Origin of the sequence: Oceaniglobus ichthyenteri (genome assembly GCF_003057885.1) — a bacterium.
Classification (GTDB): domain Bacteria; phylum Pseudomonadota; class Alphaproteobacteria; order Rhodobacterales; family Rhodobacteraceae; genus Oceaniglobus; species Oceaniglobus ichthyenteri.
In genome coordinates, this window is the sequence record NZ_QAGK01000002.1 from 317,393 (window position 1) to 330,004 (window position 12,612).

Annotated in this window: 14 protein-coding genes; 10 read left to right on the top strand and 4 right to left on the bottom strand. The window is 61.9% G+C overall.

The annotated features are described in order from the left end of the window. Positions 1–54 precede the first annotated feature (54 nt). Entirely contained in the window at positions 55–939 is an 885-nt protein-coding gene (locus C8265_RS04505; protein ID WP_164512268.1) for a LysR substrate-binding domain-containing protein, read from the top strand. Here C8265_RS04505 and C8265_RS04510 read toward each other — a convergent pair. Genes C8265_RS04510 through C8265_RS04520 form a run of 3 tightly spaced genes read right to left on the bottom strand, consistent with a single transcriptional unit; the run spans position 917 to position 2,695 of the window. Then, the gene (locus tag C8265_RS04510) at positions 917–1,384 is read right to left on the bottom strand and encodes a DM13 domain-containing protein (protein WP_108482785.1); all 468 of its coding nucleotides are present in this window, start codon (positions 1,382–1,384) and stop codon (positions 917–919) included. The genes C8265_RS04505 and C8265_RS04510 overlap by 23 nt on opposite strands. A 53-nt stretch (positions 1,385–1,437) precedes the next feature. Beyond that, positions 1,438–1,794 (bottom strand): YigZ family protein, encoded by a 357-nt coding sequence (locus C8265_RS04515; RefSeq protein WP_108482786.1) that lies wholly within the window; start codon positions 1,792–1,794, stop codon positions 1,438–1,440. Continuing rightward, positions 1,781–2,695 carry a hydrogen peroxide-inducible genes activator gene (locus C8265_RS04520; RefSeq protein WP_108482787.1) on the bottom strand — a complete coding sequence of 305 codons (915 nt, stop codon included), beginning with the start codon at positions 2,693–2,695 and terminating at the stop codon, positions 1,781–1,783. Before C8265_RS04520 ends, C8265_RS04515 begins: the two co-directional genes overlap by 14 nt. A 127-nt stretch (positions 2,696–2,822) precedes the next feature. Between C8265_RS04520 and katG the strand changes: the two genes are divergently transcribed. Then, positions 2,823–5,039: a catalase/peroxidase HPI gene (gene katG / locus C8265_RS04525; protein WP_108482788.1), complete on the top strand. Its 2,217-nt coding sequence runs from the start codon at positions 2,823–2,825 to the stop codon at positions 5,037–5,039. Between the two features lie 36 nt (positions 5,040–5,075). On the opposite strand, the gene C8265_RS04530 is transcribed toward katG, so the two are convergent. After that, positions 5,076–5,999, bottom strand: coding sequence for a sugar kinase (locus C8265_RS04530; protein WP_108482789.1), 924 nt, complete (start codon positions 5,997–5,999; stop codon positions 5,076–5,078). Between the two features lie 79 nt (positions 6,000–6,078). Here C8265_RS04530 and C8265_RS04535 point away from each other — a divergent pair, with 79 nt between their 5' ends. The 8 genes from C8265_RS04535 to C8265_RS04570 all read left to right on the top strand — a co-directional run bounded on the left by C8265_RS04535 (position 6,079) and on the right by C8265_RS04570 (position 12,602). Further along, positions 6,079–6,888, top strand: coding sequence for an inositol monophosphatase family protein (locus tag C8265_RS04535; RefSeq protein WP_240610976.1), 810 nt, complete (start codon positions 6,079–6,081; stop codon positions 6,886–6,888). Positions 6,889–7,032: 144 nt separating this feature from the next. Beyond that, positions 7,033–7,890, top strand: coding sequence for a branched-chain amino acid aminotransferase (locus tag C8265_RS04540; protein ID WP_108482790.1), 858 nt, complete (start codon positions 7,033–7,035; stop codon positions 7,888–7,890). Position 7,891: 1 nt separating this feature from the next. Next, positions 7,892–8,926, top strand: coding sequence for a hypothetical protein (locus C8265_RS04545; RefSeq protein ID WP_108482791.1), 1,035 nt, complete (start codon positions 7,892–7,894; stop codon positions 8,924–8,926). 68 nt (positions 8,927–8,994) lie between these two features. Then, positions 8,995–9,450 carry a universal stress protein gene (locus C8265_RS04550; protein ID WP_108482792.1) on the top strand — a complete coding sequence of 152 codons (456 nt, stop codon included), beginning with the start codon at positions 8,995–8,997 and terminating at the stop codon, positions 9,448–9,450. Then, complete coding sequence (locus C8265_RS04555; RefSeq protein ID WP_108482793.1) at positions 9,450–10,841, top strand: S1C family serine protease; 1,392 nt, start codon at positions 9,450–9,452, stop codon at positions 10,839–10,841. Before C8265_RS04550 ends, C8265_RS04555 begins: the two co-directional genes overlap by 1 nt. An 80-nt stretch (positions 10,842–10,921) precedes the next feature. Next, complete coding sequence (locus tag C8265_RS04560; protein WP_108482983.1) at positions 10,922–11,485, top strand: NifU family protein; 564 nt, start codon at positions 10,922–10,924, stop codon at positions 11,483–11,485. Continuing rightward, entirely contained in the window at positions 11,485–12,195 is a 711-nt protein-coding gene (tsaB, locus tag C8265_RS04565) for a tRNA (adenosine(37)-N6)-threonylcarbamoyltransferase complex dimerization subunit type 1 TsaB (protein WP_108482794.1), read from the top strand. Before C8265_RS04560 ends, tsaB begins: the two co-directional genes overlap by 1 nt. Further along, positions 12,192–12,602, top strand: coding sequence for a GNAT family N-acetyltransferase (locus C8265_RS04570; RefSeq protein ID WP_108482795.1), 411 nt, complete (start codon positions 12,192–12,194; stop codon positions 12,600–12,602). The genes tsaB and C8265_RS04570 overlap by 4 nt, the downstream gene beginning before the upstream one ends. The last annotated feature ends 10 nt before the right edge of the window (positions 12,603–12,612 follow it).

Sequence of the window (12,612 nt, forward strand, 5' to 3'; positions counted from 1 at the left end):
GAAATATGGCGAAACCTATAATCTAATGTGAGGAAACATCACGAAAGGCGCGCCGTGAACCTGCGATTCTTGCAATCTGCCGTTGCTTTTGCACAGGCCGGCAGCCTGGCCGGGTCGGCACGCGCGCTGGGGCTCAGCCATTCTGCGGTCAGCCTGCATATCAAGGGGTTAGAGGATGAATTGCAGATCGCCATCCTTGATCGCACCACCCGGCCACCGCGCCTGACTGATGATGGATTGGCCTTGGTCGAACATGCGCGCCACATGCTGGCCCTGACCGATACGATCCGCGCCTTGGCCACCGCCGACACATTGGTGGGGCAGGTGCGCATCGGGGTGGTGCCATCGGCCCTGATCCGCCTGATCCCACCGGCGCTGGCGCGCCTGCGCGCCGCCCATCCGGGGCTGGATATTCAAATCAGCAGCGGGTTATCCGGCCAGCTTTTGAACGATCTGCGCAACCGCGATCTTGACACAGCTCTGGTTACCCAGCCCGAAACCCTGCCCGATGGGGTGCAGCAAACGCTGATTTGTCGCGAACCTTTGGATGTGATCACTGCCGCCACGGTGCCATCCGCGCCGCTGCGCGATTTGTTGGAAACGCACCCGTTCATCTGGTTCAGTCGGCGCACCTGGACCGGGCAACAGATTGAACGACACCTGCGATTGCAACAGATCACCGTCAAAACCGCGATGGAAATCGACAGTATCGAAGCGATTGAATCCTTGGTTGCCAATGGGTTTGGCATTGCGATTTCACCGCGGCGCGTGGGATTTTCCGGCAGTGACCCGCGGCTGAACCGGAGCCCGTTTGGCGCGCCGGATCTGGCGCGCGGCCTGTCGTTGATCAGCCTTGAAAGAAACCCCAGAAAACGGGTGGTTCAAGCCCTCACCGCAGAATTGCGCGCGCTTGTGGCTAGCGATACTTGGCCGCAGTGATGAATTCGGAAAATGCCTCGCACCAGATCAGAACCGTGGTGTAATCGCCAATGTCGATGCCTGCGGGAATGTCCAACATGAACCCGTCAAAGGTTTTTACATCGCCAATCTGCAAGGCGCGATCCTTGATCGCCTCGAATTGGGCTTCGGTATCGACAAAATCGCTGACCAGGTACAATTTGTAATCCGGCCCCGGTGCCAACGCGCCCTGGTGAATGATCCGGGTTTCGGTCAGGCTGATTGTGCCTTCGCCCCAGTGCAGAAAATCACTGCCCGGCAATTCCCGCACGAACGTGCCGGTGAACAGCGCATCTTGTGCCGTTTCGGCCAAAACGGCCGGATCGGCGCTGTCGGGGGCGGTCAGGATCGGCAACATATAGATGCCCAATGCCACGCCAATGGTCAAAGCCACAAGGTGGGTCAGAAGGCGAAATGTCCAGCGCATCGGTTCTCCTTTTCAGGGCGCAGTATGGGTCGTGCGGCGCGGTCGCGCCACCCCTAACCGGCGGACAGATCGGCCAGATACAGGCGCACCGCCTCTTGCACATGGCGAAACCGATCCCCACCCAGATGTTTGCCGCCAAACCACCGGGTGACGACGATGATATGATCGTTCAGCCCTTCACGCTCCAGCATCCGCAAAATAACCATGCCGGCCCCGGCTTCGCCATCGTCATCCTTGCTCGGGCCCTGATCGGTGATCAAACCCCAGGTGTTATGGGTTGCCTTGGCGAATTTCTTGTTCCGCTTCAACGCCTTGATGAACGCCTTGGCATCTTGCGCAGTTTTGCACGGGCCACCGGCCACCGCGTATTTCGACCCCCGGTCGGTGATGATTCCTTCAAGTATGCGCATCGCTCAACCCCATATCCTGCGCCACCTGGCGAATCGCCAGACCGAGGTTTTCAAACTGATCGCTCAGCGGGCTGTTCTGGCGCCAGACCAACCCGACCGTGCGCATCGGCTGTGGATCGGCAAACCGGCCCACACATACCGGCGCGGCGCGGGTTTCAACGCCAACCGCCATCTGCGGAATCAGCGTCACGCCAATGCCCGCCCCCACCAATTGCACCAGCGTCGACAGCGAACTGCCATCCAACCCTTCGCCCGACAACCCACTGCCCATATTGCAAAATGACAGCGCCTCGTCCCGAAAACAATGCCCCTCCTCCAAAAGCAGCAACCGCATCTGCGCCAGCGCGTCGCGGCTGGGCACGGGTTCATCCGCCGCATCCCTGTGCCGGACCAACAACAGGTTTTCCCGAAACAGCACCATGTCGCGCAGGCCAGTCGCCTCAATCGGCAGGGCAAGGATTGCCGCGTCCAACCGCCCGCCGCCCAATTCTTCGATCAGGCGCGGCGTGGTGGTTTCGCGCACGTGCAATTCAACCGCCGGATGGGTTTGATCCAGCCGCGCCACCAATCCGGGCAACAGATACGGCGCAATCGTGGGAATCACCCCCAGGCGCAATCGCCCGCTCAACGCCCCCTGGGCCGCGCGGGCCAGATCACCCAATTCATCGACCTGCGCCAAAATCCGCCGGGCACGACGCGCGAAATCTTCGCCAAAAGCAGTCAGCCGCGCATGGCGCGGACCGCGTTCAAACAGCGCCACGCCCAACCCTTGTTCCAATTCCTTGATCTGTACCGACAAGGCCGGTTGCGAAATCGCACAGGCGTCGGCGGCCCGGCCAAAATGGCCATGGGCGGCCAGCGCCTCAAAATAGCGTAATTGTTTCAGGGTCAGGTTCGTCATAGCTTTATGTTATCGTTTTGATCGAAAAATACAACTTAAACTAATGGCGCGGCATTGCTAGGGTTTTACCACCAAATGTGGTCGGCATGATCGCCGCCCCCGAAACAACGACAGGATTGGAAAATACATGGACGGCAACGATATCGGCAAATGCCCGGTGATGCATGGCACATTTTTGAACACCCGCAACAGTGTACGTGGCAACCGCGATTGGTGGCCCAATCAGTTGAACCTGAAAATTCTGCATCAGAACGCACCCGTTGCCGACCCGATCGGCAATGACTTTGATTATGGTGAGGCGTTCAAATCGCTCGATCTCGATGCGCTCAAGGCCGATCTGACCGCCCTGATGACCGACAGTCAGGAATGGTGGCCCGCCGATTATGGCCACTACGGCCCGTTCTTCATTCGCATGGCATGGCACAGTGCCGGCACCTATCGCACCGCCGATGGCCGTGGCGGTGCCACCAGCGGCACACAGCGTTTTGCGCCGCTGAATTCCTGGCCCGACAATGGCAACCTCGACAAGGCGCGCCGCCTGTTGTGGCCTTTGAAACAGAAATACGGCAATGCGATTTCATGGGCCGATCTGATCATCCTCGCGGGCAATGTCGCGCTTGAGGATATGGGGTTTGAAACCTTCGGTTTTGGCGGTGGGCGCGCCGATGTGTGGGAGCCGGAAGAAGACATCTATTGGGGCAAGGAAACCGAATGGCTGGCCGTATCCGGTGGCCCCGGCAGCCGGTATTCCGGCGAACGCGAGTTGGAAAATCCGCTGGCCGCCGTGCAGATGGGCCTGATTTACGTCAACCCCGAAGGCCCCGATGGCAACCCCGATCCCTTGGCCAGTGCGCGCGATATCCGCGATACATTCGCCCGCATGGCAATGAACGACGAAGAAACCGTGGCCCTGACGGCGGGCGGTCACACCTTTGGCAAGGCGCACGGTGCGGGCGATGCGGCCCATGTGGGTGCCGAACCCGAAGGCGGCGCGATGCATGATATGGGGCTGGGATGGCTGTCGACCCACAAGAGCGGCCATGGTGTCGATGCCATTACTTCGGGCATCGAAGGTCCGTGGACCCCAACGCCAACCAAATGGGACATGTCGTATTTCGATGTTCTGTTCGGCTATGACTGGGAACTGACAACATCCCCCGCCGGTGCAAAGCAATGGCAGGCCGTCGCCCTGAAGGACGACGACAAGGCACCGCAGGTCGATGGCAACGGCACGGTGCCCCTGATGATGACCACTGCCGATATGGCCATGCGGATGGACCCGGCATATGAGAAAATCTCGCGCCGCTATCATGCCAACCCCGAAGAATTCGCCGATGCCTTTGCTCGCGCATGGTATAAACTGACCCATCGCGACATGGGGCCAAAGGCGCGGTATCTGGGCAAAGAGGTGCCGACCGAAGACCTGATCTGGCAGGATCCGATCCCGACACCCGATCACCCGCTGGTCAATGCCGCCGATATCGCCGCGCTGAAGGCGCAAATCCTGAATACCGGCCTGTCTGTGGGCGAACTGGTCAACACCGCCTGGGCCTCGGCGGCGTCATTCCGCGGGTCAGACAAACGCGGTGGTGCAAACGGTGCGCGCATCCGTCTGGCCCCGCAAAAGGATTGGGAGGTCAACCAGCCCGCGCAATTGGCCCGCGTATTGGAAAAACTGGAAGCGGTGAAAACCGCATTCGACAATGCCCAGACGGATGGCAAAAAGATCTCGCTCGCCGATCTGATCGTGCTGGCCGGGTCTGCCGCCATCGAACAGGGCGCAAAAGCCGCCGGTCACGATATCGAAGTGCCGTTCACCCCCGGCCGGGGCGACGCCGAGCAAAACCAAACCGATGCCGAAAGCTTTGAGCCTTTGGAACTGACCGCCGATGGGTTCCGCAATTACCTGCGCACCGAATTCAAGGTCTCGGCCGAAGAACTGTTGGTCGACCGGGCGCAACTGCTGACGCTCAGCGCGCCGGAAATGGCCGCGCTTGTGGGGGGATTGCGGGTGTTGGGCGCCAACAACGGTGGCACATCCCACGGCGTATTCACCGACACGCCCGGCGCGTTGACCAACGATTTCTTTGTCAATCTGATGGATATGGGCGTGGTCTGGGCCCCCACCAACGATGAAGAAACCGAATTTGAGGCGAAAGACCGCAAAACCGGCGCGGTCAAATGGACCGGCACCCGTGTTGATTTGGTGTTCGGATCAAATTCGCAACTGCGCGCCATTTCCGAGGTTTACGCCGGGTCGGATGCCAAATCGACCTTTGTCGGCAAATTCGTCGATGCCTGGGTCAAGGTGATGGAGCTGGACCGCTTCGATCTGCACTCGTAAACACCTATCGCGCCCCGGGGTATTGGCCGGGGCGCTTCAACCTTCGTCGCGCGGTAAAATTGCCCCGCGATGGCCGATCACACGCACCGCCTGATCATGGCCCGCCTGCATCGCTTCGCCCAGGGGCGCACCGCCAAGATGACTGGCCAGAAATGCGCCCACGAAACTGTCGCCCGCTGCGGTGCTATCTACCACGCGCTCGGCGGCGGCAAATGACCCCGAAGGCAGGTCACACGGGCCAATCGCAACCGGCCCGCCCGCGCCGCGTTTTAACGCGCCCATCGCGCCATAGCCGCGAAACCGGGCCAGAACCGCCGCCTCGCCGACATCGCCAAACAGCGCCATTTCATCGTCAACCGACGGCAGCGCGATATCGCACAGCCCCCAGGCCCGCCCGATCCAATGGCGCGCCGTATCCGCATCAGCCCACAATCGCGGGCGATAATTGCTGTCAAAGGCAAATCGCCCACCTTTGGCGCGAAACGACGTGATCCAATCCAACAATTGACCGCGCGCCTCTTCAGGCAGGATCGCGAGGGTAATACCGGACAGATACACCACATCGAACCGATCAAGCGCGGCAAATTCTGGCCCCGTATCAGGCGAAAACAAACGCCGCGCCGCCGACTGGTCACGCCAATACGAAAATGAACGCTCGCCGGTTTCATCGACGCTGATCGCGTAAATCCCTGGCAAACGGTCGGGATGGCGCGCAATCAGATCGGTTTCTATCCCCTCGCCCGCGATCATGTCGATCATCTGATCCGAATACCCATCCCGGCCCAGCGCGGTGATGAATGACACCCGGTGGTCACCCGCCAACCCCCGCCGCAGATAAATCGCGGCGTTCAATGTATCCCCGGCAAAGCGTAAATGTGCCAGGCCCGGCTGATCGGCTTGGGAAAGCTCGATCATCGCCTCACCAATACAGGCAATCGCAAGGGGGGTGGATTTGGTCATGGATCGCCCTTCTCTTTCGCTGCGCGCCACCCTAGAACATGATCCAGACCGCGCCAAGCCTGCCGCGAAAGGATCATATATGTCTGGCCCAGCCCACATGCGCCTGCTTGCCGCCCGCGCCATCGCCGCCGAAGCGGGCGCGCTGGCGCTGGAATATTTTCGCGATCTTGACACATTGACCGTTGATCACAAGGGTCATCAGGATCTGGTCAGTCAGGCCGACCGCGAGGTTGAAACCCTGATCCGCACCCGCATCACCCAAGCCTTTCCAGCCGACGCCATAAAGGGCGAGGAACAGGCCGACACCCCCGGCAGCAGCAGGTTCACATGGGTGATCGACCCGATCGATGGCACCGCAAATTTCGTGCGCGGGATACCGGCATGGTGCGTCGTGCTGGCCGTGGTCAGCGGGCCCGATACCGTGGTCGGGGTGATCCATGATCCGGTCCATGGCGAAACCTGCCATGCCGAACAGGGGGGCGGCGCATTTTGCAATCACGCCCCGATCAAGGTCGCCCAAGATGCCACGCTAAGCCACGGCGCTGTGGGGCTGGGCCTGTCGGGCCGGTCAGATCGGGCGCTCACGATACGGACAATCGATGATATCATGGCGCGCGGCGGGTTGTTTTATCGCAATGCCTCGGGTGCGCTGTCGCTATCCTATGTCGCGCGGGGGCGGCTGCTGGGCTATATCGAACAGCATATGAATCCGTGGGATTGTCTGGCCGGACAATTATTGGTGGCCGAGGCCGGCGGCATGACCGAACCTCAGGATGCACAGGTGATGCTGGCCCAAGGCGGCCGCGTCGTGGTTGCGGCCCCCGGCGTGTGGCGCGATCTGTGCGATATTGCCGTGGCCTTTGGCCCGCCCGCGATCACCCAAGACTGACCAAGACAGCGCACGCCTTGGCTTTTTCTTGCTGAAAATATCCCCGCCGGAGGCATCCCGCCCCCACCCCATGCCCAAGCGTTGGATAGATTGCGCCCGGGCGTGCGGGGTGGTTAGATTGGCAAAATCCTAGAAAGGCAGACCATGGCGACAGGCACCAACATCAAAACCTATTTCGAAGGCCGCTGGCACGACGGCGATCTGGCAGTGATGAAAGCCGCCGATCATGGCATGTGGCTGGGCAGCAGCGTGTTTGACGGCGCGCGGTATTTCCAGGGGGTCTGCCCCGATCTTGCCGCCCATTGCGCCCGCGTCAACGCCAGCGCTCAGGCACTTATGGTGACGCCGACCGTTTCGGTGGATGACATGGTGAAGATCGTCCATGACGGGCTGGCGCTCTATTCCAAAGACACCGCCGTGTACATCAGGCCGATGTATTGGGCCATCGACAGCGCCGTGTCGGCCATTGTTCCGGGGCAAACCTCGGGGTTCAGCATTTGCCTTGAGGCGATTCCAATGCCGCCAGCAGATGCAAGCACCACCTTGGGTTATACCCGGTTCCGCCGCCCGGTCATGGAATGCGCGATCGTGAACGCCAAGGCAGGGTGTCTGTACCCAAACAACGCCCGCATGCTGGCCGAGGTGCAACAGCGCGGGTTTGGCAATGCCCTGGTGGCCGATGCCATGGGCAATGTCGCCGAAAGTGCCACATCAAACGTGTTCATGGTGCGGGATGGCGAAGTGTTCACGCCAATCCCCAACGGCACGTTTCTGGCCGGAATCACCCGCGCGCGACATATCCGGAACCTGATCGCCGATGGGATCACGGTTCACGAAACCGTGCTGACATTTGCCGATTTCAAACAGGCGGATGAGGTATTTTTGACAGGCAACATGGCCAAGGTCACGCCGGTCACAGCCATTGAGGATCAGCAATACGAAATCGGCCCAATCACCCGCCGCGCCCGCGCGCTGTATTGGGATTGGGCCTTGTCGGCCTGATATGGCACTGCGCCCCCTGGTGCGCCGTGCACTGACGCTGACAACCGTGGCCACAGGTGCGGCCACGGTTTGGGCGCTGTCCCATAACCCATTTGCCGAGGTTTACGTGCAACGGGGGCTGGAAGATGCACAGGCGGTCATCGCCCGACACATGGCCCGCACCGCAACGCCCGAACGGTTGACCTTTGAGGTGGAACAGGCGTTGGCCGAGGATGACATGGATCGTCTGCTGATCGCACTGGACACCGCGACCGATCAGGGTGTCATCCTGCCCCGCCCGCTGCTGGAACGGGCGCTGCAACAGGCGCAGGCCGCCGAATCCACAGGCCGGCGTCTCAGCGAATGCGCCGTCTGCGCCTGGGACATCGCCCAGTGTCGAACCATCACCCAGATCACCGTCTGTGCCCTGCCCGTTGAAATCACGCCGCTGGGCGATGTGAATGCGTTGCGGCGGTCGGCCATGGCCTATGGCGCAGGCAATGAGGTGGACCGGATCGAAACCGGGCTGGCCTTGGTTGGTCTGGCCGCCACGGGGGCGGTTCTGTTTACGGCCGGGGGCAGTGCCGCGATCAAGGCCGGTGCCACGGCGCTGCGCCTGGCGCGCAGATCCGGGCGGCTCAGCCCGGAATTTGCCGGCGTTCTGGCGCGCAACAGCGATATCGTGACCGATGCGCGCGCCCTGCCCGCCTATCTTGCCGGAAATGTACCGCTGGATCATGTGGCCGACACCGCCAAACTGGCCCGTCTGGGCCGCATTGCCGAAGACATGGGCACCGTGGCGCGCAATACATCGCCGGGCGAGGCCATCGCGCTGTTGCGCCATGTGGACAGCGCCGAGGATGCCGCCCGCCTTGCCCGGCTCAGCACCGCGCAGGGGCCGAAAACCCGCGCGACCCTGAATATGTTGGGCAAAACCCGCGCCTTTCGTGCCATGGTGCGGCTGTCTGACCTTGTTCTGGCCACTTTGGGGCTGTTGGCCGCACTCTTGGCACAGCTTTTTACCCTTGCTCTTGCACTCTTGCGCAAGGCAGTGTGAACGCCAAAGTATGGTTGCCTGCCCACCCCGCCCAAGGCATCATCGCCCCAAATGCCAAAGGAAGACCCATGCGCAAATTTCTCGTTATCCTTGACGACAGCCGCGAATGCCTGAACGCAATGCGGTTTGCCGCGATGCGCGCCGCCAATACCGGCGGCGGCGTCGAAATTCTGGCGGTGATCCCGCCCGAAGAGTTCAACCACTGGATCGGCGTGGGCGATATCATGCGCGCCGAAGCCCGGGAACGGATCGAAGTGCATTTTGAGGTTTTCGCCAAATGGATGCGCGACCGTCAGGGCGTCAGCCCGCAATTGGTGATCCGCGAAGGCGAAACCGTGCCTGAAATCCTGGCACAGATACAGGACAATCCCGATATCGGCGTTCTGGTTCTGGGGGCGGGAGATGACAAGGGCAATCCCGGCCCGCTGGTGACCGCGCTGACCAAGACCGCCGGCAGTCTGACCGTGCCGATCACCATCGTCCCCGGCGAGCTGAGCAAGGAGCGGTTGGAGGCTGTCACCTGATGCGGCTTTTGCGTTGGCTGCTGATTGGTCTGGCTTTGTGCGCGGGAATGGCGCAGGCCCAGACGCCGTTCAACGCCCGCGACCATGATCGCCAGGATTTGACCTATGTGCAGGCGGCGCTGGTATTTCAGGGATTGTACCTGGGCCTTCTGGATGGCGCGTGGGGCGTGCGCAGTCACGCGGCGCTGGCCGAATTTGCCGCGCGGATGGACGGGGCCGATTGGCCGACCGACACCCATCTTGCGGCGCTGCTGGGCGAATTTGAATCCGAACGCTCACGCGCCGGGTGGACCCGGCTGAACAACGATGAAACCAATGTCACGATCATGCTGCCGCTTGAGATGTTGCGCGAAACCGATCCCGATTTGCCCTATCTCACCTATGCCACGCCGGGGCGCGATCTGTTGGTGCGCTGGATTGCCGACACGGCCCGCGCCACCGGTGACATGCACGGCTGGGCCAGAGGCATCCACGCCGGCCCCGACCCCGCCTATTCCAGCGCGACAGGTGATCGCATCATCACCGCCGCGCAGATGGCCAGTGGGCGGCGCGTGTACCTCAGATCATGGGCGCGCGGCGGGCAATACCTGACTGTGCTGATCCAGTCTGATCCGGCACAACATACCCGCGCCGCCCTGATCGCCGCCAGCCTTGCCCAAGGCGCAGCGCCCGATCTTACCCTGCGCCCCGACGGACGGTTGGCGCGGTTGCTGGTGCAACCAGGTATCGAACGCACCCTGCCAGCGGCCCCAAAAACCGACATCCCCGATACGCGGCTGGCCAAAGGCACCGGCACGGGATTTTTCGTCAATGACCGTGACGTGGTGACCGCCGCCCATGTGATCGAAGGGTGCCGCGCGCTGAGTCTGGGCGACGGCACACCGCTGAGCGTGGTGGCACGCGCGCCTGCGCCCGATCTGGCCGTCTTGCGCGCCGCGACGCCCAGCGCCGATTGGCTGCCCCTGCGCGCCGATCCGGAATTGCGCCTTGGTCAGGGGGTGGCAGCGGCGGGGTTTCCGTTTCTGGCGCTGACCGGTGGATCGCTGAACCTGACCATGGGAAATGTCAGCGCGTTGCGCGCCATTGCCACCCGCCCCGATTGGGTGGCCATATCGGCCCCTGTGCAGCCGGGCAACAGCGGTGGGCCGTTGCTTTCGGACATGGGCGAGGTGGTGGGCGTTGTTGTTGCGCGGGCCAATGACGGATTTTACCTCAAGGAAACCGGCACATTGCCGCAAAACATCAATTTCGCCGTGCGCTTGACCCGTTTGCGCGCGTTTCTGAAGGACGCCGGCATCGCCCTGCCCCCCGGCACCGAAGCGGCCGCGCCCCTGTCGCAAGGCCTGTCGGCGCGCAAACAGGCCGCGATCCGACCTGTGCTGTGTTATTGATCCACCTTAGAATGATTCCAAATCGTTGACATCGGGGCCGCGAAGGCGCATATTCGATGCAACAGCGAAAGGCCCGTGTGATGTTTATTCAAACCGAATCCACCCCCAACCCCGCAACGTTGAAATTTTTGCCCGGCCAGACCGTGCTTGACATGGGAACCGCGGATTTTCCGACCCCGGAATCCGGTGCGCCATCGCCCCTTGCGCGGCGCATTTTTGATGTCAAAGGCACGACTGCGGTGTTTCTGGGCAATGATTTCGTGACCGTCACCAAAGACGAAGGCGCCGAGTGGGACCATATCAAACCCGCAATTCTGGGCGCCATCATGGAACATTTCCAATCCGGCGCTCCGGTGATGGAGGGTGAAGGCCAGGCCGCCGGGGGCCATGCCACCCATGATGGCCCCGACAGTGCGATTGTCGATCAGATCAAGGAACTTCTTGACAGTCGTGTGCGCCCTGCCGTGGCCCAGGATGGTGGCGATATCACGTTTCACGGGTTTGAGCGTGGCATCGTGTATCTGCACATGCAGGGGGCATGCGCCGGTTGTCCGTCTTCGACACTGACGTTGAAAATGGGCATTGAAAACCTGCTGCGCCATTATATTCCCGAAGTGGTTGAGGTGCGCCCCGTCGCCGCCTGATGTCACAGTCCAATCCGACCCTTCTGGCGTTTGATACATCGGCCGCGCATTGCGCGGCCGCCTTGCTGTGCGATGGCCGGATCGTGGCACAGCGCCATGAGGAGATGGCAAAGGGCCAGGGCGAACGATTGATGGGCCTGTTGCAAGAGGTGCTGGACGATCATGGCGCCGTCTGGGGCGATCTCGACGGGATCGGCGTGGGCATTGGCCCGGGCAATTTCACCGGCATCCGCATTTCGGTTTCGGCGGCGCGGGGGCTGGCATTGGGGCTGGGCATCCCGGCCATTGGCGTTTCCAATTTCGAGGTATTGCATCACGCCGCCGCGCGAACCGACACGGCGCACCATCTGGTGATTTTATCGCAACGGGCCGGATATTACGTGCAACCCATGGTTGGCCCACTGCGCCGGGGCGCGCCCCTCACCCTGGCGAAAATCGATTCATCGGTCGCGCCACCGGTTTTGGAGGATCCCGATCACACCGTGATTCTGGGCGAAAACGCCGCCGGATTGGCGCATCTGATCGAACAGGCGCAGGGGCGGCCCATCGTCCATCAAGATTGCGCCATGCCATGGCCCGACATCGCCAGTCACATTGCCAAAATCGCCGCCACACGGCTCAACACTCCGCCCGAACGCCCCGCCCCCCTGTATGTGCGCGCCCCCGATGCCGCCCCGCCCCGTGATACCGCACCGGTGATTCTGCCGTGACGCCCGAGGACATGGCGCGCCTGCACGCCGCTGCCATGACCACCCCCCGCCCCTGGAGCAGCGCGGAATTTGCCAGCCTTCTGTCGATGCCCGGCACCTTTGCAATCACCGATGATCACGCGCTGGCGCTGGGCCGCGTCACACTGGACGAAGCTGAGTTGCTGACCTTGGCCACCGCGCCGCTGCATCGTCGCCGGGGGCTGGGCCGCGCGATATTGGGCCGGTTTCACGCCACCGCACAGGCGCGCGGCGCCACCCACGCCCTTCTTGAAGTGGCGGCCGGCAACACGGCGGCGCGCGCCTTGTATCGCGGCGCCGGATATATCCAGACCGGTATTCGGCCGCGATATTACACCACAGGATCAGGCGGCACAGATGATGCACTGATTCTGTGCTGCGCGCTGTAACCATACGTCA

What these genes read in the sequence shown, in the direction of transcription:
- C8265_RS04510 (WP_108482785.1), bottom strand. Translation starts at nt 1,384, where the DNA reads ATGCGCTGGACATTTCGCCTTCTGACCCACCTTGTGGCTTTGACCATT.
- C8265_RS04515 (WP_108482786.1), bottom strand. Translation starts at nt 1,794, where the DNA reads ATGCGCATACTTGAAGGAATCATCACCGACCGGGGGTCGAAATACGCG.
- C8265_RS04520 (WP_108482787.1), bottom strand. Translation starts at nt 2,695, where the DNA reads ATGACGAACCTGACCCTGAAACAATTACGCTATTTTGAGGCGCTGGCC.
- katG (WP_108482788.1), top strand. Translation starts at nt 2,823, where the DNA reads ATGGACGGCAACGATATCGGCAAATGCCCGGTGATGCATGGCACATTT.
- C8265_RS04530 (WP_108482789.1), bottom strand. Translation starts at nt 5,999, where the DNA reads ATGACCAAATCCACCCCCCTTGCGATTGCCTGTATTGGTGAGGCGATG.
- C8265_RS04535 (WP_240610976.1), top strand. Translation starts at nt 6,079, where the DNA reads ATGTCTGGCCCAGCCCACATGCGCCTGCTTGCCGCCCGCGCCATCGCC.
- C8265_RS04540 (WP_108482790.1), top strand. Translation starts at nt 7,033, where the DNA reads ATGGCGACAGGCACCAACATCAAAACCTATTTCGAAGGCCGCTGGCAC.
- C8265_RS04545 (WP_108482791.1), top strand. Translation starts at nt 7,892, where the DNA reads ATGGCACTGCGCCCCCTGGTGCGCCGTGCACTGACGCTGACAACCGTG.
- C8265_RS04550 (WP_108482792.1), top strand. Translation starts at nt 8,995, where the DNA reads ATGCGCAAATTTCTCGTTATCCTTGACGACAGCCGCGAATGCCTGAAC.
- C8265_RS04555 (WP_108482793.1), top strand. Translation starts at nt 9,450, where the DNA reads ATGCGGCTTTTGCGTTGGCTGCTGATTGGTCTGGCTTTGTGCGCGGGA.
- C8265_RS04560 (WP_108482983.1), top strand. Translation starts at nt 10,922, where the DNA reads ATGTTTATTCAAACCGAATCCACCCCCAACCCCGCAACGTTGAAATTT.
- tsaB (WP_108482794.1), top strand. Translation starts at nt 11,485, where the DNA reads ATGTCACAGTCCAATCCGACCCTTCTGGCGTTTGATACATCGGCCGCG.